At 57.1% G+C, this 19,010-nt stretch carries 22 protein-coding genes and 1 tRNA gene; 12 read left to right on the forward strand and 11 right to left on the reverse strand.

The genetic code is table 11. From position 1 onward, the window contains the following. Nucleotides 1-121: 121 nt before the first annotated feature. The gene (gene gcvPB / locus FGF66_RS07600; RefSeq protein WP_139457062.1) at nt 122-1,582 is read right to left on the reverse strand and encodes an aminomethyl-transferring glycine dehydrogenase subunit GcvPB; all 1,461 of its coding nucleotides are present in this window, start codon (nt 1,580-1,582) and stop codon (nt 122-124) included. A 252-nt stretch (nt 1,583-1,834) separates the two neighbouring features. Here gcvPB and FGF66_RS07605 point away from each other — a divergent pair, with 252 nt between their 5' ends. From FGF66_RS07605 to FGF66_RS07625, 5 genes are all read left to right on the forward strand, one after another. After that, complete coding sequence (locus tag FGF66_RS07605) at nt 1,835-2,098, forward strand: type II toxin-antitoxin system Phd/YefM family antitoxin (RefSeq protein WP_139457063.1); 264 nt, start codon at nt 1,835-1,837, stop codon at nt 2,096-2,098. 330 nt (nt 2,099-2,428) lie between these two features. Continuing rightward, nucleotides 2,429-3,349 carry a hypothetical protein gene (locus FGF66_RS07610; RefSeq protein WP_139457064.1) on the forward strand — a complete coding sequence of 307 codons (921 nt, stop codon included), beginning with the start codon at nt 2,429-2,431 and terminating at the stop codon, nt 3,347-3,349. A gap of 18 nt (nt 3,350-3,367) precedes the next feature. Continuing rightward, complete coding sequence (locus FGF66_RS07615; protein ID WP_139457065.1) at nt 3,368-3,565, forward strand: hypothetical protein; 198 nt, start codon at nt 3,368-3,370, stop codon at nt 3,563-3,565. Nucleotides 3,566-3,635: 70 nt separating this feature from the next. Then, nucleotides 3,636-3,875, forward strand: a complete 240-nt coding sequence (locus FGF66_RS13105) for a type II toxin-antitoxin system Phd/YefM family antitoxin (protein ID WP_211341989.1) — start codon at nt 3,636-3,638, stop codon at nt 3,873-3,875. A 45-nt stretch (nt 3,876-3,920) separates the two neighbouring features. Beyond that, a complete protein-coding gene (locus FGF66_RS07625; protein ID WP_139457066.1) occupies nt 3,921-4,217 on the forward strand; it encodes a type II toxin-antitoxin system RelE/ParE family toxin in 297 nt (98 codons plus the stop codon). Nucleotides 4,218-5,220: 1,003 nt separating this feature from the next. Here FGF66_RS07625 and FGF66_RS07630 read toward each other — a convergent pair. The 10 genes from FGF66_RS07630 to FGF66_RS07675 all read right to left on the reverse strand — a co-directional run bounded on the left by FGF66_RS07630 (nt 5,221) and on the right by FGF66_RS07675 (nt 13,163). Beyond that, complete coding sequence (locus FGF66_RS07630; protein WP_139457067.1) at nt 5,221-5,940, reverse strand: class I SAM-dependent methyltransferase; 720 nt, start codon at nt 5,938-5,940, stop codon at nt 5,221-5,223. A 15-nt stretch (nt 5,941-5,955) separates the two neighbouring features. Beyond that, nucleotides 5,956-6,786, reverse strand: coding sequence for a ribonuclease III (gene rnc, locus FGF66_RS07635; RefSeq protein WP_246046623.1), 831 nt, complete (start codon nt 6,784-6,786; stop codon nt 5,956-5,958). Nucleotides 6,787-6,805: 19 nt separating this feature from the next. Beyond that, nucleotides 6,806-8,059, reverse strand: a complete 1,254-nt coding sequence (gene fabF, locus FGF66_RS07640) for a beta-ketoacyl-ACP synthase II (RefSeq protein ID WP_139457069.1) — start codon at nt 8,057-8,059, stop codon at nt 6,806-6,808. Nucleotides 8,060-8,122: 63 nt separating this feature from the next. Then, nucleotides 8,123-8,362, reverse strand: a complete 240-nt coding sequence (acpP, locus tag FGF66_RS07645) for an acyl carrier protein (RefSeq protein WP_139457070.1) — start codon at nt 8,360-8,362, stop codon at nt 8,123-8,125. 161 nt (nt 8,363-8,523) lie between these two features. Next, the gene (fabG, locus tag FGF66_RS07650; protein WP_139457095.1) at nt 8,524-9,261 is read right to left on the reverse strand and encodes a 3-oxoacyl-[acyl-carrier-protein] reductase; all 738 of its coding nucleotides are present in this window, start codon (nt 9,259-9,261) and stop codon (nt 8,524-8,526) included. Between the two features lie 40 nt (nt 9,262-9,301). Continuing rightward, nucleotides 9,302-10,219: an ACP S-malonyltransferase gene (fabD, locus tag FGF66_RS07655; protein WP_139457071.1), complete on the reverse strand. Its 918-nt coding sequence runs from the start codon at nt 10,217-10,219 to the stop codon at nt 9,302-9,304. Nucleotides 10,220-10,247: 28 nt separating this feature from the next. Next, a complete protein-coding gene (locus FGF66_RS07660) occupies nt 10,248-11,237 on the reverse strand; it encodes a beta-ketoacyl-ACP synthase III (protein WP_139457072.1) in 990 nt (329 codons plus the stop codon). 127 nt (nt 11,238-11,364) lie between these two features. Further along, the gene (gene plsX / locus FGF66_RS07665) at nt 11,365-12,384 is read right to left on the reverse strand and encodes a phosphate acyltransferase PlsX (RefSeq protein ID WP_139457073.1); all 1,020 of its coding nucleotides are present in this window, start codon (nt 12,382-12,384) and stop codon (nt 11,365-11,367) included. 30 nt (nt 12,385-12,414) lie between these two features. Continuing rightward, nucleotides 12,415-12,606, reverse strand: coding sequence for a 50S ribosomal protein L32 (gene rpmF, locus FGF66_RS07670; RefSeq protein ID WP_129050892.1), 192 nt, complete (start codon nt 12,604-12,606; stop codon nt 12,415-12,417). A gap of 26 nt (nt 12,607-12,632) precedes the next feature. After that, nucleotides 12,633-13,163, reverse strand: a complete 531-nt coding sequence (locus FGF66_RS07675; RefSeq protein WP_246046624.1) for a YceD family protein — start codon at nt 13,161-13,163, stop codon at nt 12,633-12,635. A 169-nt stretch (nt 13,164-13,332) separates the two neighbouring features. On the opposite strand from FGF66_RS07675, the gene FGF66_RS07680 reads away from it, so the two are divergent. The 7 genes from FGF66_RS07680 to FGF66_RS07710 all read left to right on the forward strand — a co-directional run bounded on the left by FGF66_RS07680 (nt 13,333) and on the right by FGF66_RS07710 (nt 19,006). Further along, a tRNA-Asn gene (locus FGF66_RS07680) sits at nt 13,333-13,404 on the forward strand. Nucleotides 13,405-13,483: 79 nt separating this feature from the next. After that, nucleotides 13,484-13,627, forward strand: a complete 144-nt coding sequence (locus tag FGF66_RS12940; protein ID WP_246046625.1) for a GIY-YIG nuclease family protein — start codon at nt 13,484-13,486, stop codon at nt 13,625-13,627. A 228-nt stretch (nt 13,628-13,855) separates the two neighbouring features. Next, complete coding sequence (locus FGF66_RS07690) at nt 13,856-14,293, forward strand: META domain-containing protein (RefSeq protein WP_139457074.1); 438 nt, start codon at nt 13,856-13,858, stop codon at nt 14,291-14,293. A gap of 367 nt (nt 14,294-14,660) precedes the next feature. Then, nucleotides 14,661-16,349, forward strand: a complete 1,689-nt coding sequence (gene leuA, locus FGF66_RS07695; protein ID WP_139457075.1) for a 2-isopropylmalate synthase — start codon at nt 14,661-14,663, stop codon at nt 16,347-16,349. A 137-nt stretch (nt 16,350-16,486) separates the two neighbouring features. Then, complete coding sequence (locus FGF66_RS07700; RefSeq protein ID WP_139457076.1) at nt 16,487-17,428, forward strand: metal ABC transporter solute-binding protein, Zn/Mn family; 942 nt, start codon at nt 16,487-16,489, stop codon at nt 17,426-17,428. Beyond that, entirely contained in the window at nt 17,425-18,195 is a 771-nt protein-coding gene (locus tag FGF66_RS07705) for a metal ABC transporter ATP-binding protein (RefSeq protein ID WP_139457077.1), read from the forward strand. Before FGF66_RS07700 ends, FGF66_RS07705 begins: the two co-directional genes overlap by 4 nt. Next, nucleotides 18,188-19,006, forward strand: a complete 819-nt coding sequence (locus FGF66_RS07710; protein ID WP_170181272.1) for a metal ABC transporter permease — start codon at nt 18,188-18,190, stop codon at nt 19,004-19,006. Before FGF66_RS07705 ends, FGF66_RS07710 begins: the two co-directional genes overlap by 8 nt. Nucleotides 19,007-19,010 lie beyond the last annotated feature (4 nt).

Consider the following 19,010-nt stretch of genomic DNA (forward strand, 5'->3'; position numbering starts at 1 on the left):
GGCCGAAATGAATCGGACAGATCTGTCCGATCCGCGCGGGAGTGCGGTGCATAAAAAAAGCTGTTCCGGTTTTTTTCCGGAACAGCCTTGATTTTGAAATGCCTTGCGCCGAACAGCCGCGTTAGTGGTGGCAGCAGATGTTGAGCTGGCGCGAGGCCTGCGCTTCGTCGAGGCGCTTGACCGGCGTGGTCTGCGGCGCGGCGAGGATCACCTCGGGAGTGTTTTTGGCCTCCTCCGCGATGGCGATCATGGCGTCGGCGAAGGCGTCGAGCGTCTCTCTGGCCTCGGTTTCGGTCGGCTCGATCATGAGCGCTTCGCTGACGATGAGCGGGAAATAGACCGTCGGCGCGTGGTAGCCGTAGTCGAGCAGGCGCTTGGCGATGTCAAGCGTGCGGACGCCGTGCTCCTTCTTCTGGCGGTCGCCCGACAGGCAGAACTCGTGCATCACCGGGCGCGGGTAGGGCAGCGCGTAGTGCTCGACGAGTCGCTGGAGCAGGTAGTTGGCGTTGATGATGGCGTTCTCCGACACGCGGCGCAGCCCCTCCGCGCCGAGCATCCGGATGTAGGTGTAGGCGCGAACCAGCACCGAGAAGTTGCCGTAGAAGTTCATCATGCGGCCGATGCTGTCCGGCTTGCCGCCGTTCAGACGGTAGCGGGTCTCGCCCGCCTCCTCGTACTTCTCGACCACCGGAACCGGCAGGAACTCCACGAGCCGCTCGCTCACGCCGACCGGGCCGCTGCCGGGGCCGCCGCCGCCGTGGGGCGCGGAGAAGGATTTGTGCAGGTTGTAGTGCATCACGTCGAAGCCCATGTCGCCGGGGCGGGCGATGCCGAGCAGGGCGTTCATGTTTGCGCCGTCCATGTAGAGCAGGCTGCCGTTGCCGTGCACCAGCTTCTCGATTTCGGGAATCTGCTTCTCGAAGATGCCGACCGTGTTCGGGTTGGTGAGCATCAGCGCGGCCACCTCGCCGTCGAGCTTCGTGCGGAGGTCGGCCATGTCGGTGCAACCTGATTCGTCGCACTTGATCGAGACGCACTCGTAGCCGCCGAGCGCCGCCGAGGCCGGGTTGGTGCCGTGAGCCGAATCGACCACGAGCAGTTTGTGCCGCTTGTTGCCGAGCTTTTCGTGATACTTCTTGATGAGCAAAATGCCCGTCAGCTCGCCATGCGCGCCCGCCGCCGGTTGCAGCGTCACCGCCGCCATGCCCGCGATCTCCTTGAGCATCTCGGCCAGCTCATGCATGAGCTGCAACGCCCCCTGCGAGGTTGACTCCGGCTGCAACGGATGCATTGAGGCGAAGCCCGGCAGGTCGCAGGTGTAGTCGTTGATCTTGGGATTGTACTTCATGGTGCAACTGCCAAGCGGATACATGTTCTTGTCAACGTGGTAGTTGAGGTTCGAGAGCCGCACGAAGTGGCGCACCACCTCGCTCTCCGGCATCTCCGGCAGTTCAGCGGGCGCTTGGCGCAGGAATTTCGACGGCACGAGATCCTCCGCCGGGCGAGCGGGAATGTCGAGCGGCGAGAGGCAGTAGCCTTTGCGACCGCTGCGGGAAAGGTCAAAGATGAGTTGTTCTTTCATGGACAGGCCTTGTTAAGGTAGGCATTCAGTGCATCGCCAGCGCCAGGCGCCGCAACCTGCATGGATTAAAGGTTTTCCGGTCGATCGCTCAGGCCGGAAGGTTCACAATATACGCATTTTGAGGCGGGTGTAAAGAGGGGGGATGGGGGGAGGGGGAGATTTTGGCTGACGCTTCTCTGGAGGGCTTATGGGTAGTTGCTTGAAAATGACTATTATTCAGACTGAATAGTGGTTAAAAAATTGGAGTCTTTTATGAAATACAGTGACTCGATCAAGCCTATCAGCTACCTGAAAACCCACGCCTCGGAAGTGGTGCGGAATGTGTGTAGCAACAGAGAGACCATGATTATCACGCACCACGGCGAAGCCAAGGTGATTGTGCAGTACATCCATGTTTACGAGCAGACGCAGGAGAGCTTGGCATTGCTCAAAATACTGGCGCAGTCCTCGGCGAGTATCGAACGGGGAGAGTACAACCCTGTCGGTGAAGCGTTCGAGGCGGTCAGAGAAACGTGATGCTTTGACGGATAGTATAACCGTATGCCAATACGAATTTATGGAGTACAAAACAACGTTCCAAAGCCTATATATGGGGGCGCGCAGTAACCTATCGGTTACCTCCGTAAAGGCACCTTGTCAATATGCCAAAGACATGACTCAATGAGGGGCTAGCTTTGCCAATGGACAAAAAGACCGAACAGTATGGATGAAAACGCTTTGGATTTTACGGCCTTGCTCTTGATAAAGAGCAGAGATATTTCTTAAATTCTAGCTGTAATATTTATGTAAGGTAGCTTTTGTCAAATCCTCAAAGCGATTAAGGATTTTAGTTAAGAAAATGGACCCATGCCAAAGGATATTCAAACAAAGTATGAGGAGCAATTACCAAAACCAGAGCGCCTAAGCTTTGACCGGGTGTTTGGTTATTGTGCGGGCACGGCCTCAATAGCCGGCCTCGTTGTTGCTCCTTTTATCGTACAAGATCAGAGTTGGCTCAGTTATCTGTATATGGTATTTTTATCTATTCTTGTGCTTTTATTAATAATGCATGCGATATTAGTGGAAAAGCGTAAGCTACATCATTATGCTCAGACGGTATTCTATACTCATTTTGCTCAGCATCTTGTAAGAGATTTCTTGGCTGGCTTAGCCACAGCCCAATCAATTAAAATAGAGCAAACAACAGAGAAGATACTTGATTCGATTGCAAATTGTTTTTCAATAACATCAGGGAAAAAATGTCGTGCATCTATTGTTGAGTTAAATAATAAGTTTGAGCTTTCTGTTGTGGCGAGAGATTCAATGTCAGCAAAAAAAGCGAACCATCGACATTTGCAGCATCTTTTAGAAGAAAATACAGATTTCAGAAATCTTTGGTATTCAATTAATGGCTGTTCTAGATACTATCTAAATAATAATATAAGGAGATCTTGGATAGGTCATAAATATCAGAACTCTTGTTTTAAAGAAAATGGTGATCCAGAGGTAATAAATATTTTAGGCTTTACTTTTATTAAAGAATGGCCTTTAAGTTATAATAGTGCATTGGTTTTACCGATAAGGTATATCTCTGATTTTTTACCCCCTAAAACCACTATAAGCATTCCGTCAAATTGGGATTATTATGGTTTTCTTTGTATTGACAGTATTTCAAAATATTCTTTTGATTCTCGATATGCCCCTGAGTTAGGAGGAGTATTTGCTGATATGTTATACGAATACTTTAGGCAAAGTGATTTTATTCTTGATCGTATTACTACACCATAACCAAAAAGGAGATGTAAAATGAATGATAAGGCTATTGTAAAGTCTGTTGCAAAGCAAATAAATTATAATACAACTGTAACATCATCTGATAAAGATGAAAATAGATGGGAAGGGTCAGTTGTTATTGACAAGAAAAATATTAAGGTGACGGTAAATAGTGTTAGTCATCTGTTTTCACGTTGCATGCAATTCGAAAAAGCGAGCAACCAAGGGTGATAAATCAGAAGATGAGTGGATTAAGTCATGAATAAAGATTAGAGTATTATGCTGTTAATCTGAGCGCATCATGAAAGAGATTCGTGTTTCAAGCGACATCATCCCGTTGGGCGAATTCAAGACGGGGCTTTCCACCTGCCTCAAAAGGGTTCAGACGACAGGTCATCCGCTGATTATTACCCAGAACGGCAGACCCGCTGGTGTACTGCTATCGCCCGAGGAGTATGATAAGCTGGTGTACCGGACAGTTTATGGAATCCGTCGAACAAGGGCTAATGGCGGAGGAGGACGTAGAAGTGTACGGTACTGACGAGGTGAGAGCAAGGCTTGCAGAAAAACGAGCCGCCAGAAAACCATGAACGTTGTCTTGTCGTCGGAAGCGCTCAGAATGCTCGATGAAATCGAGAGGTTTATCGCGCAGGATAATCCTCAGCGAGCCATTGAGTTCATTGATCGGCTCCTTGAAAAAGGCGACTCGATAGCCTCATTTGCCGAAATTGGAAGCGTTGTCCCCGAGTTTTCCCGATCTGACATCCGCGAGATACTTGTCGGGAATTACCGGATCGTGTACAGAACTACTCCGTCACAGATTGTTATTCTCACTGTCTTTGAAGGTCACCGGTCAATGCGTACCGAAGAGATCGATCCATGAGCGGCAGATGCTCTCTCACCCCCGCCCAAACACCAGTACCACGTCCGAGCCGTGATCGCTTCTCAACGTCGCGTCGCTGAGATCGCAGAAAATTCCTTCATCCCTCAATCCGGCAGCTTCATTCAGTGACAGTTCGTCAGCGAGTCGGCGAGGCGGATTCTTGCATGACGCTAAGGAGTTGTTGTTTATAGAAAAAGTGAAAAAGCAGTGTTTTGATTAATCTTCTTAAAATTTACGCATATCTATAATATCTCATTTCTACAGCGCTTTCGATTGAGAGAAAAAAACTCGACCGATGAGCCGCCCGTTCGGTCTGGACGAATTTTTCGCTCTGCTTAACTTCGCGCATAACAAGTATTTATAGATCATATGAATGAAATGCTATGCGACCTTGGGAATTCTTTGGAATGACTTGCGTTTTTACGTATAGTTTACGATGAAACTACGAAACAAAACAGCAGCAGCCTGACTCATCACCAATGTTTATATATATGTCGAATTTGGTGCTGGGAGGAAATATTTTAACACATAAATCAAGAACTAATCATGCTACAGATAATCACGCCATTACTCAATGAGGTGTCGAGCTTGCCGCCGGCAATGCAGGTCGGAGCGATATCTGCGCTGGGAATGCTGGGGATATGGATGGCCATGAGGCATATCGACAGAAACGCCGGGTGTTATTAAATCGGCAGAATAATTTTTTGGTTTTTCCCATCTGTGCTGAAGCTCGAGAGTCAGTAGCTTTCCGGGCCAGTTGCTTGAAATGCCCCACTATTCATCTCAATGCTCCTCAATCGCGTATCTATCAGGTTCGATAATCCCCGATAGGTACGTTAAGAGCCGACCGGAGAGTGCCGTATCCAACCAGTTTTGATCTCAAAAAACAGGCCATCATCAAGGCGACGCAGGCGTGCTGAGCCGTTGCTGTACATTCTCCTGAGAGGGCGTATTGCTGCAGAACGCCGTGGACGGTGGTGCGAAAGTTCGTGCCAGTACGTCGTCACTCTTTCCTGAACACCAGCACCAACCCCGTGCCAGGCACGTCCTTCAACGGACTCCCGTTGAAATCCGAATAAATCCCCTCGCATCTGAATCCCGCTTCCTCGCGCCACGACAGGTAGCGATCCAATCCGGCGGGGTAGAGCATCACCGTTTCGTCAAACATCACGGCATCTGCCTGCTGGAGCGAGAAGGTGAAGCGCAACGACTCAGGCGTGATCGACGAGTAGCGTCGGTGGAAGGTGGCTGACGAGCCATCGGCGGTGAGGGTTCGCGTCGGGAAGTCGTAGTCCGTCCATCCGGCGAGAGCGTCCCAGTTCATCACCTGCATGATCCAGTAGCCGCCTGGCTTGAGCAGGGCGTGGATGTTCGAGATGAACGGGGCGAGTTCGTCGGCGGGCAGGTGCGCCATGACGTTGCCGATCGACCAGATGCAACTGAATTTCCCTCCGGCCTCATCGACTCGTCGCATGTCGAGGCAGCGGAATTCGGCGTCGGGATAGTGATGCTTGGCTTCGTCGATCATCGCTTCGTCGAGGTCGATTCCGGTTGCCCTGAAGCCTTCGCGAGCGAACCGGCCACAATAGTGCCCCGGCCCGCATCCCACGTCGAGCAGCGCATTTCCGGAGCTTCCGGCATATCTTTTCAGAAAGCCCCATACCTCCTCTCTGAACGGAAAGACCCGCTCATAGTATTCCGAGAATTTTGAATAGAATGACATGGCGAGTTCTCCGGTTCAGGACTCCGCAGGCGGGCCGAACGGATCCTCGGTTTCGAGCCTGGTCATGGCCTCTTTGGCGGCGAACTGTTCGGCGTCTTTTTTGCGTGGCGCGGTTCCCTTGCCAAGCGCGACGCCGTTGCATGAGACCTCGATGGTGAAGTGCTTTTCGTGCTCGGCCCCCTCTTCGGCGATGACCGTGTAGAGCGGCGGTGGAAGCTGGCGGGACTGGGTGTACTCGATCAGGCGGCTTTTGTGGTTGTATTCCGCCTCGGCCAGCTTGCGCAGATCGACTCTGGCGATAACGTGGTTCGTGATGAATCGCTCGGCTCCGGCGAGCCCCTGGTCGAGGTAAATCGCGCCGACGAGCGACTCGAAGGCGTCGGCCAGCGCCGATTCGCTGTCACGGATTTTCTGCTTGTCGGCGGACTCTCCTATGATGAGATGCTCGCCGAGTTGCAGTTCGCGGGCGAATGCGGCCAGCGCTTTACGGTTGACGATCTTGGCCCGGTTGCTCGAAAGGTGCCCCTCGTCGCTTTCGGGAAACTGCTTGAAGAGGTGCTCGGAGATCAGGAGGTCGAGCACCGCGTCGCCGAGGAATTCGAGGCGCTGGTTCGATTCAGGCTTGTCATCCGCACCATGATGGTCGTGCAGCACGGAGCGGTGCGTCAGGGCGGTGCGGTAGATCAGGCGGTTGCAAGAGCGCCCGGTGAGGCGTTCGAGGTGCTTTGCTGTTTGGAGATCGAGAAGCGGGGCTGAACGGTTGGCGTCCGAAGAGCCGGGGGCATCATCGGACGCTTTTGTACGAAGCAATGGAAGTGACATCAGTTTTTGCCACAGGTACGCCATCGTTGAACCATTTCCGGCGTCAGACAGCCGGAGCCTTCCTGAAGATCAGGCAGCCGTTGTGCCCGCCGAATCCGAAGCCGTTGTTCAGCGCGTATTCAATCGATCGCGCTTTCGGCTTGTTCGGCGTCACGTCAACGTCGATCTCCGGATCGATATTGTCGAGGTTGATGGTCGGAGGCACGGTCTGGTTCTGCAACGCCAGGATGCAGGCAATCGATTCGACGACGCCCGCCGCGCCGAGAAGGTGGCCGGTCATCGATTTGGTCGAGCTGATGCTGAGTTTGTGGGCGTGATCGCCGAACACCTTCTTGATAGCCCTGATTTCAGCAAGGTCTCCAAGCGGGGTGGCGGTGCCGTGGGTGTTGATGTAATCGATCTTGTCCGGCGTGATGCCCGCCATGTTCAGGGCGGTACTCATCGCGCTGCGAGCGCCGAGGCCCTCGGGGTGTGGAGCCGTGAGGTGGTACGCATCGGCGGACGCGCCCATGCCAACGATCTCCGCATAGATTTTCGCGCCGCGCCTGACGGCGGATTCGTAGGTTTCGATCACCAGCGAACCGGCGCCTTCGCCCATGACGAAGCCGTCGCGATCCACATCGTACGGACGCGAAGCTTTCGCCGGAGCGTCGTTGCGGGTCGAGAGCGCCTTGGCTGAATTGAAGCCAGCCACGCTCATCGGAGTGATCGGCGCTTCCGAGCCGCCGCAAACCATGTAGTCGGCCATGCCCATCTGGAGGAGCATGACGGCGTCCATGACGGCGTGCAGCGAGGTCGCGCAGGCGGATGCTGTTGCGTAGTTCGGTCCCATCAGGCCGTTGCGGATCGAAATCTGTCCGGCGGCAATGTCGGGAATGAGCATCGGAATGAAGAACGGGCTGACCCGGCGGGGGCCGCGCTCGAGGTACTGGCGGAACTGCTGGTCGTAAACGGTCATGCCGCCAATGCCCGAGCCATGGACGACGCCGATCCTGGTCGGATCGATCGAGGTCAGGTCGAGGCCGGAGTCTTTCAGGGCGTGTTCAGCCGAGATGACGCCGTACTGACAGTATGGATCCATGCGGTCAGCGGATTTCCTGTCGATGTACTCATCGGCTTTGAAATTCTTGAGCTCGCATGCAAAGGTGGTGGCAAACCCGGTCGTGTCGAAATAGCTGATCGGAGCCGCGCCGCTTTTGCCCTCCATGAGAGCGTTCCAGAAATCCGTTATCGAGAGGCCGACTGGCGACAGGACACCGATTCCGGTGACAACGACTCTTTTGAGTTCCAGACCCATCTGTTCAGATTTAACGTTGATTCAGGCAGGGACAACGCCCTGCCCGAAGAGAATGCCTTTAGCTTATTTCTTGTTGACGATATAGTCAACGGCCTGCTGTACAGTACCGATTTTCTCGGCATCTTCATCAGGAATCTGGACTCCGAACTCGTTTTCGAGCTCCATGATCAGTTCGACCGTGTCGAGCGAATCGGCGCCGAGGTCATCGGCAAACTTCGATTCCGGCTTGATCTGATCCTTGTTGACGCCCATCTTGCTGACGATGATATCGTACACTTTATCTGTGATTTCGGCTGCGCTCATGGCACTATTCTCCGTGTTTGTGATTGGAAACAATTAAAAAAACCAAGTTTGCTAATATAAAAAGAAAAACCAGCCGGGCAAAGCTGCGCTCTGGCTGGAGAACCGGCGACTTTCAGGAACGGAACGGTTCCGGCAAGTCAGCGATTCTCAACAGGTTATGATTACATGTACATGCCGCCGTTCACGCTCAGCACCTGTCCGGTGATGTAGGCGGACTGGTCGCTGGCCAGAAATGCCACTGCGTCGGCCACATGCTGGGGAGTACCGAAAACTCCCAGTGGAATGGCTTCGAGCATCTTCTGGCGAACCTCTTCGGAGAGGGCGTCGGTCATTTTCGATGAAATAAATCCGGGTGCGATGGCGTTGACCCTGACGTTTCGCGAGGCAATCTCCCTGGCGATCGACTTGGTGAAGGCGATGACGCCGCCTTTCGAGGCCGCGTAGTTGGCCTGTCCGGCGTTGCCCATGAGGCCGATGATCGAGGCGATGTTGATGATCGAGCCTGAACGCTGTTTCATCATGGTGCGCGTCACGGCCTTGGTGCAGTTGAACACCCCTTTGAGATTCACCGTCAGCACGGCATCCCAGTCCTCTTCGCTCATGCGCATCAACAGGCCGTCGCGGGTGATGCCCGCGTTGTTGACGAGAATATCGATGCGGCCATTCTCTTTAGCCACTTCGTCGAACACCTTCTGGCAGGCGTCGGTGCTGGTGACGTCGAGCTCCTTGCAGGTCACTTTCGCGCCGAGCTGCTTGAGCGCCTCTTCGGTTTCCGACAGCCACTCCGCCTTGAGGTCGCCGATGACAAGATCAGCGCCTTTCGCGGCCAGATCGAGGGCGATTGCCTGGCCGATTCCGCGCGCCGCGCCGGTGACGACGGCGGTTTTCCCTGTGAACATGGTCATGATTTCTATCCTTTCGTTTTTAAATCGTCCTGGTTCAGGCCGGATTGCGCACGGCATCCACCTGATCGGCGGTATCGACTCCCGCGCAAACGGCTGATTTGCTGATCCTTTTGATGAGGCCCTGAAGCACTTTCTGGGGGCCAACTTCGACGAATTCCGTGACGCCCGCCTCTACCATCGCCTGAACCGACTGGCTCCAGAGCACCGAGCTGGTGAGCTGGCTGATGAGGTTCGCGCGGATCTCCGGGGCCGAAGTGACCGGCTTTGCCACCACGTTCATGCAGACCGGAATTTCGGCGTCGCGGATCGCGATGGTGTCGAGCGTTTCGGCAAGCTCCTTTTCGGCGGGCTTCATCAACGGTGAGTGGAATGCGCCCGAGACGACCAGCTCCTTGGCCATCCGCGCGCCCTTCGACGGCGCGAGTTCGACCGCTTTGCGCACGGCGTCGATGTCGCCGGAGATGACGATCTGGCCGGGCGAGTTGAAGTTCGCCGCCTGCACGATGCCCGCGGCCCCGGCCTCCTGCAAAAGCGCGTCGAGCGCGTCGTCGGCCATGCCGATGATCGCGGCCATCGTGCCCGGATTCTGCTGTCCGGCGTTTTGCATCAGTTCGCCGCGTTTGGCCACGAGCCGGACTGCGTCATCGAACGAAATCGCACCCGCAAAGCAGAGCGCGGTATATTCGCCGAGGCTGTGGCCCGCCGCCATCTCGACGCCCTGGCGGCCGAGCAGCGTCGCCGCCGCGTAGCTGTGCAGGAAGATGGCGAGCTGGGTGTAGCGGGTCTGCTTCAGCTCATCCTCGCTGCCGTTGAACATGATATTGGTGATCGAAAAGCCGAGCAGTTCGTCGGCCTTGTCCATCAGCGCCTTCGCCTCCGGAAAGCGTTCGTAAAGATCGCGTCCCATGCCGCAGTACTGCGAACCCTGTCCGGGGAAAACAAATGCTTTCATATTCTGTAATTCCTTTGAATGGTTGCGCTTACTGCCAGCGGACGTAGATGCCGCCCCAGGTGTATCCCGCTCCGAAGCTCACCAGCACGAGGTTCGAGCCTTTGTGCAGTTTGCCTTGCTCGTCCAGCTCGGCCAGGCAGATCGGCACGGTGCCGGCGGTTGTGTTGCCGTAGTGCGCGATGTTCATTACGACCTTCTCCTCGGTGATGCCCATGCGCTCGGCGGTGGCGTGAATGATGCGCTGGTTGGCCTGGTGCGGCACGAGCCAGTCGATGGTCTCGGAGGTCAGGCCGTTGCGCTGCATGATTTCTTCGGCCACGTCGGCCATCGCCATGACCGCCGCCTTGAAGACCTGCTTGCCATCCTGCTGGATGAAGTGCATATGCTGATCGATCGTTTCATGCGACGCCGGGTGAAGGCTTCCGCCGCCTCGCATCAGGAGATGATTCGGGCCGTTGAGGCCGTCCGAATAGAGCCGTGCGTCGAGCACGCCGTATCCGTCCTCTTGCGCCGCTTCGAGCAGGACGCCGCCTGCGCCGTCGCCGAACAGAATCGCCGTCGAGCGGTCGGTGTAGTCGATGATGGAGGACATCTTGTCCGCGCCGATCACCATCACCTTTTTGCAGTTGCCCGACTCGATGAACTGCGCGCCGGTGTTCAGGGCATAGAGAAATCCCGAACAGGCGGCGGAAAGGTCGAACGCCCAGGCGTTTTTGGCCTGGATGTTTCCCTGAACCAGACACGCCGTCGAGGGAAAGATCATGTCGGGCGTCATGGTCGCCACGATGATGAGGTCGATCTCGTCGGCGCAGATGCCGCGCTTTTCGAGCAACATGCGGGCAACTTCGGTCGCCATGTACGATGTTGCCTTTTCAGGGTCTCTGAGAATTCTGCGCTCGCTGATGCCGGTACGGGTTCTGATCCACTCGTCGTTGGTCTCGAGAATGCGTTCAAGGTCCTTATTGGAGAGCACCTCTTCAGGCAAGTACTTGGCTGTCGTCGATATGGCTGCTTTCATAGTGTGGTTTCTCTTGATAAGCGAACGGAAAATGCGAAGTTGTATCGGAGCCGGACTTTTCGGTCAATCGCGGGGGGCAGGGGATGGGCGCTCCGGAGCATCAAGGCCTGCATGGGAACATTCGCCGTCAGGCGAGCATTTCCGCGATGCGTTCGTTGACGCGCTGCTCGATCATGTGTTCGGCCATGTAGATCATGTTCTTGATGGCGCGCGACGACGAGCGTCCGTGGCCGACAATCGAGATGCCATCGACGCCGAGGAACGGTACGCCGCCGAACTTTTCGACATCGAACGGCTCGAAAATTCCCTTGAACGCCTGGCCCGCCAGCGCCGCCGAGTTCTGGTCGAGCTTGCCCGCCATGACCAGCTTTTCGAGCGCGGGCTTGAAGAGCGCGCCCAGAAAGTGCGGGATGCTCTCGCCGAACTTGAGGATGGTGTTGCCGACCAGCCCGTCGCAGACGACGATGGTGGCTTTTCCGGCCAGAATGTCGTGCCCCTCGATGTTGCCGATGAAGTTGATTTTTCCCTGTTCGTGCGCCTCCTGCAACATTTTCCATGCCTGCTTGAGATAGTCGGGGCCTTTGCCCTCCTCCTCTCCAATGTTGAGCAGACCGACCGCGGGATTTTCGATTTTTGCCGCGTAACGCTGGTAGATGGTCAGCATTTCAGCGAACTGCACCAGATTTTCCGGCTTGCAGTCCACGTTGGCGCCGACATCGACGATGTTGGTCAGCCCCTCGCCAAGTCGCGGGAAGTAGGCGTAAATGGTCGGGCGCAAGACGCCGGGAATGCGGCCGAGCACGAAGAGCGAGGCGGCCATCATCGCGCCGGTGTTTCCGGCGCTTACGAAAGCATCGGCCTCTTTCGACTTGCAGAGCTTCAGGCCGCGCACAAGCGACGACTCCTGCTTTGCCTTGACGGCGGTGGCGGGAACATCCTCCATGGTGATGACCTCTGGCGCGTGCATGAAGCGGAGGTTGAGTTCTCCGGCATCATGCTGTTCCAGAAGAGGGGCAACCTTCTCTTCCTGCCCGATCAGCAGGATTTCAAAGCGGCCTTCGCTTTCCCTGAGGGCATCGATCACGCCCTCGACAACGCACACGGGGGCATTGTCGCCACCCATGGCATCCACGACAATGGTCAACATGGCGGTGCTGTCTTGTTTACTTCAAACTACTTAGGCGACGACAATCTTGCCGGTGACCTGACGGCCTTTGTAGTGGCCGCAATGGCGGCAGGCGCGGTGCGGAAGGGTCGGCTCGCCGCAGTTCGGGCAGAGAACCGTAACGGCGGCCTTGGTGCGGGCGTTGTACTGTGCTCTCCTCTTGTCCCTTCTGGACTTGGACATCTTGGCTTTCGGGTTGGCCATAATCTATATCAATTTAGAATCAACGGTTAACGATACTTGTTTTTCAGTTTTTCGAGCGACTCCAGCCAATCGGTGTCGTGCAGATTGACTTCGTCCGGCTCGTCCAATTCCTCCTGATGGAACACCCGGCAATCGGGATTGTCCGTACAGGTGACTTTCATCGGAACGGAGAGCAGCAGCGTTTCGCGAACATCCTCGGTCAGGTCGAGCGAGACCGCGTTCCGGTCGATGAGCCGATACTCCTCGTCGCGCTCTTCATCCGGTTCGTCAGGCTGTTCGTAACCAAAATAAATACGGTACGAACCATTCAGCTCGGTAGTGACCGGTGCAAGGCACAGATCGCAGGTCAGATCAGCGATTGCCGAGGTTTTCAGGGTGACGATCATCTCGCCCTCCAGCTTCTCGACGGTCGCTTTGGCCGAAATCTCCTTCGAGAACCCGGCCTCGACGAGGGCCGAATCAGCGAAATCAGCTGCGGAGCAGGTGAACTCGAACTCGAACTTTCCCTGAGAAAGACCCGCAAGACGGATTTCAATCAGCGCTTTTTCCCTGGACATAACTATCTCGTTTCCATAAAAGAGCATCAATGTACAAAAATAATAATCGAAAAAGAAAGCCCTGGCCCCATCAGTCAGACGGAAAAAATAATAAAAAATGCTCCCGCCGGTTTGGAAATTCGACGCACAGCCTTATATTTGCATCTCTTCGGTCAAGAAGATGTCATATTCCGCGATAGCTCAATGGTAGAGCATTCGGCTGTTAACCGAAGGGTTGTAGGTTCGAATCCTACTCGCGGAGCTTAAAAAAGGAAGTGCTTGAGTATGCGGCGCTTCCTTTTTTATTTATACCCCTGCGCGCCATCTCTACCCCTGATGCCGTGGATAATTCAGCACATGCCCCATATTTCCTCTACATCCTCAAATCGGCGGTTGTCGCTCGCTATTACGTCGGCATCTCGACGAATCCGCACCGTCGCCTGGAGTATCACAACAGCGTTGCGAAAGGTTTTACCTCCCGGTAACGGCCTTGGCGGATCGTGTACACGAAAGCGTATTCGTCCAAAGCCGAAGCTCATGTGGCTGAAAAAACGGTCAAGGGGCGAAAGCGTAGCCGGATGATCGAGCGCTTGATTGGTGGTGGGGCGATTTGAGACCGCTCGCGGGCTCAGACTCTTCTCCGTATTTCCTCGCCATTAGTATATTACCCACCACAGCCACATCTTCCGCTCACCCGCCAATTCGCACCCATCATGATTCGATACCTATTCATCTTCCTGCTCACCGCGCTCTCCGCCTGTTCTCCTCGTTATGCAACGCAGCCGGAGGCGAGCACTCCGAAGCTGTTCGGGACGTGGTGGCGGGTCGAGGCGATCGATGGGCGGAAGGCGGAGTTCCTGCGCGGACAGCGGCGGGATATGCATATCATCCTCTATTCGTCGCGCAAGATGGTCGGTTCCGGCGGGTGCAACCAGATCAACGGCTCGTTTGTTCACTCGCCGGGCAGCATTCGCTTCGGCGCGATCGCGTCGTCGAGGATGATGTGCGCGCCGGTGGTGATGGCGCGGGAGCGGGCGTTCATCGCGGCCTTGCGCAAGGGCGACAGCTCTATTGTCAAAGGTCGCCGGTTGACGATCTATGACCGGTCGGGCCACGAGGTCCTGCGCTTCATGGCGGTTCCGTCGCGCTGATGCGAGCTTGCCGGGCGCAGCGGGGAACCTCCTGTACCGCTTCGCTGTCGTCTTGCCAAGCGTCCCATCCATCTGCGGACAATCGGAGGCGGCTGGCGCAAGGGCGTTGCAGACGGGAAAGAATTGTTTATATTGCCCCAACTTTTCGTACAGCCGATAACGGTACTTCACCTTGTATGAACACGGTCAACAACATGCATCTTCTTACGCTATCGCTAACGGGCCTTACCTGCCTGAGGGGTCGCGCATTGTAAGTTTTGTTGACTTGCACGGAATCCGATTTTCAAAGCCGCAATCCTCTCAGGGTAAGCGGCTTTTTTACTTTACGGGACTTTACTATCCAAGAGCATCAAAAGGAGATTCTCTCATGAGTACGATGAATTATAAGAAATACGCATCCTATCCGACCGTCGGCCTGAAAGACAGAACCTGGCCGGACAAGACCATCACCAAAGCGCCGATCTGGAGCAGCGTCGATCTTCGCGACGGCAACCAGGCGCTGCCGATTCCCATGAGCGTCGATGAAAAGGTCGAGTTTTTCAAGCTGCTGGTCTCCGTCGGCTTCAAGGAGATTGAGGTGGGCTTTCCCTCCGCGTCGGCCACGGAGTTCGCCTTTGCGCGCAAGCTGATCGAGAACAATCTCATCCCCGACGACGTGACCATCCAGGTGCTGACGCAGTCGCGCGAGCATCTTATCCGCCGCAGCTTCGAGGCGATCAAAGGCGCGAAAAACGCCATCGTGCACCTCTACAACTCCACCTCGCGCCAGCAGCGCGACATAGTGTTCCGCATGAGCCGGGAGGAGATCATCACCATCGCCGTCGCCGGAACGCGGCTGGTGCGCGAGCTGAAGGAGGCGAGCGGCAATCCGGGCATCCGCTTCGAGTACAGCCCGGAGAGCTTCACCGGCACGGAGCTGGAGTACGCACTCGACGTCTGCCATGCGGTGATGGACGAGTGGGGCGCGTCGGCGGAGAACAAGGTGATCCTGAACCTGCCTTCGACGGTCGAGCTTTCGACGCCGAATGTCTATGCCGACCGCATCGAGTGGTTCTGCCGCCACATCAAGGATCGCAGCGCGGTGCTCTTCAGCGTTCACGCCCACAACGACCGCGGCACGGCGGTCGCCACCTCCGAGCTGGCGGTGATGGCTGGCGCGGATCGCATCGAGGGGGCGCTGTTCGGCAACGGCGAGCGGTGCGGCAACATGGACATCATCATCATGGCGCTGAACCTGATGACGCAGGGCATCGATCCGGAACTCGATTTTTCCAACCTGCCGCACGTCAAGGAGGTCTATTCGCGCTGCACCCGCATGACGGTGCATCCGCGTCACCCCTACTCCGGCGACCTGGTTTACACCGCTTTTTCCGGCTCGCACCAAGACGCCATCAGCAAAGGGATGAAGGCGCACCAGCGCGCCACCGACGGGGTGTGGGACGTGCCCTATCTGCCCATCGATCCCGAGGATGTGGGCTGCAATTACGAGGCGATCGTCCGGATCAACAGCCAGTCGGGCAAGGGCGGCATCGCCTATCTGCTCGAAAAGGAGTACGGCATCCAGGCGCCCAAGTGGATGCAGCCCGATTTCGGCGTCGTCGTGCAGGAGTTGACCGACCGCACCGGCGAGGAGCTTTCGGCGCAGCAGATTCACGATCTGTTCCAGAAGGAGTATATCACCTGCGCGGAACCGTATCTCATGAAAAAATGCACGATTAGCTGGAGCGACGAAGACCCGGATCGCAACGACGAGGTGGCTACGATCATCAGCGCGTCGATGGTTGGGCCACAGGGCGAGTTCAGCTTCAAGGCGAAGGGCAACGGCCCGCTCGACGCCTTCGTGCGCGGCATGGTGAGCCACACCGGCATCGGCTTCCATGTGGACGAGTACACCGAGCACGCCATCGGGCACAGCTCCGACGCCTTGGCCATCGCCTACATCCGCCTCGCCTTCGATGAGGGCGCGCTGGTTTGCGGTTCGGGCATCGACTCGAACATCAGCCTCGCCTCCATCAAGGCCATCGTCAGCGCCCTGAACCGCCACAAGAAGGCGTGATGCCCATCCGGCAGGCTTCCTCCGACACCATGCGGAAGCCTGCCGGAGCTGCGGCTCCTTTTTTTGGATTTTCCACTCTTGCCCTATCTTTATCGAAGCACTCTCTCCGTCACGCTCAACGAATCTGGAGATCGGTCATGACTATCAGGCAAGAGCGCACGCCGCTGCTCTCTTTTTTTCCGCTACCGGGCCTTGCGCTGCTGCTGGCGCTGTGCTTCGCGCTTTTGCCGGGATGCGCCGCCAGGCAGCCGGAGTCTGGCAAGATTCAGGTGGTCGCCTCCATCGAGCCGCTGGCGTGGTTCGCAGGGCGCATCGGCGGCGACCGGGTGGCGGTGTCGGTGATGGTGCCCGCAGGCGGCAATCCGCACACCTACGAGCCGACGCCGCGGCAGATGGCGGAGGTGAGCCGCGCGGCGCTTTTCGTGAAGGCAGGATCGGGGGTCGAGTTCGAGCTTGACTGGATGGGCCGCCTCGTCGAGCTCAACAAAAACATGGCGGTGTGCAACGCCTCCGAGGGGGTGACGCTGTTGCCGATGAGCGAGACGGAGCATGACGCCGCAGTCGAGCCGGACAGGCATCACCACGAGCACGGCCACTTCGATCCCCACTTCTGGCTCTCGCCCGCCAACGCCCGCGTCATCGCAAAGAACGTCGAGCGCTCGCTCGTGGCACTCGATCCGGCGGGCAAGGCGCAGTTCGCGGCCAACGCGGCGGCGCTCGACAAGGAACTTCAGGCGCTCGACGGCGAGATTCGCGAGCGACTGGCCGGGGTGAAGCGCCGCCGGTTCCTCGTCTTCCACCCGGCATGGGGCTACTTCGCCCGCGACTACGGGCTGGAGCAGATCGCCGCCGAAGAGGAGGGCAAGACGCTGACGCCGCGACAGATGGCGCGGGTGATCGACGAGGCCCGGCGCGGCGGCATTCGGGTGGTGTTCGTCGCGCCGGAGTTCAGCTCGGCGCAGGCCGACGCCATCGCGCGGGATATTGGCGGACAGACCGTCACGGTCGATCCCCTTTCGCGGAACTACGTGGAAAATCTTCGCAAAGCGGCAACCGCATTCGCAAGGAGTCTGCAATGAAGGAGCCGCTGATTGTCTGCGACCGGCTCTGCGTCGAACTCGGCGGCGCGAAGGTGCTGGACGGGCTGTCGCTCTCGGTGCACGAGGGGGACTTCCTGGCCGTCTTGGGGCCGAACGGCGGCGGCAAAACCACGCTGCTCAAGGTGATCCTCGGCCTCGTCAAGCCATCGTCGGGCAGCGTCACGGTGTTCGGCAAGGAGCCGGGCCGGGCCTCCGGGCGGATCGGCTACGTGCCGCAACGCCTCGACTTCGACCGCACCTTCCCGATCAGCGCGATGGAGGTGGTGCTGATGGGGCGGCTCGCGTGCAAGCGACTCTTGCAGCGCTACGGGCGCGAAGATCGCCAAAAGGCGCTCGAAGCGCTTGAAACCACCGGCCTCACGGCGCTTGCCGGGCGGCGGATCGGTGCGCTCTCCGGCGGCGAGCTTCAGCGAGTGCTGATCGCACGGGCGCTGGCCGGAGAGCCGGAGCTGCTCTTGCTCGACGAACCGACGGCGAGCGTCGATCCCGAGATGAAGACCACCATCTACGACCTGCTCGACCAGCTCAAAAAGAGCCACACCATCGTGCTGGTCACGCACGACACCGGCACCATCGGGCGGCACGTCTCGCGCATCGCCTGCCTGAACTGCACGCTCGACATGCACGAACCCGGCTCGACGCTTGGCCGTTCGGCCCTCGACAGCCTCTACGGCTATCCGGTCGATGTGGTCGAGCATCGCGCTCCTCGCAGCCACGAAACCCATCCGGATCATCGCCATGCCTGACATCCTGCACTTCGAGTTCATGCGCAACGCCTTTCTGGCGGCCATTCTGTCGAGCGTCGCCTGCGGCATCATCGGCGCCTACGTGGTCGTCCGGAGGCTCGGCTTCATCAGCGGCGGCATCGCCCACACGGCCTTCGGCGGCATCGGCCTCAGCTACTACCTCGGCCTGAATCCGCTCGCGGGCATCATCCCCTTCAGTCTCGCGGCGGCCATCGGCATCGGGCTGCTTTCGCGAAAGGCGAAGATCGCCGAGGACACCGCCATCGGCGCGTTCTGGGCGGCGGGCATGTCGGTCGGCGTTATTCTCATCGGCCTGACGCCCGGCTACGCGCCCAATCTTTTCAGCTATCTTTTCGGCAACATCCTGACCGTGCCCAACTCCGACTTGCAACTCATTCTGCTGCTCGATCTCTTAATCATCGCCGTCGTCTGGCTGTTCGACAAGGAGTTTGTGGCGATCTCCTTCGACGAAGAGTATGCGCGCATATCGGGCCTGAAAACCTTGGCGCTCGACCTCTTGATGCTCTGCCTCATCGCTCTGACCGTGGTGATCATGGTGCGGATTGTCGGCATCGTTATGGTTATAGCGCTGCTCACCATTCCAGCCGCCATCGCCCGGAGTTTCAGCCAAAGCCTCTACCGGATGATGGCCACCGGCATTTTGCTTGCGGGCCTTTTCAGCATTGCCGGGCTGTGGCTTTCGTGGATTTTCAATCTGGCCTCGGGCGCGACCATCATCCTTGTCGCCGCGCTGGTTTTCCTCGTGAACGCGCTGCTCAGAGCCGGAAAATCTCGGCAGACGGCGTACTGATTCG

Origin of the sequence: Chlorobaculum thiosulfatiphilum, assembly GCF_006265165.1 — a bacterium.
GTDB classification, from domain to species: Bacteria; Bacteroidota; Chlorobiia; order Chlorobiales; family Chlorobiaceae; genus Chlorobaculum; species Chlorobaculum thiosulfatiphilum.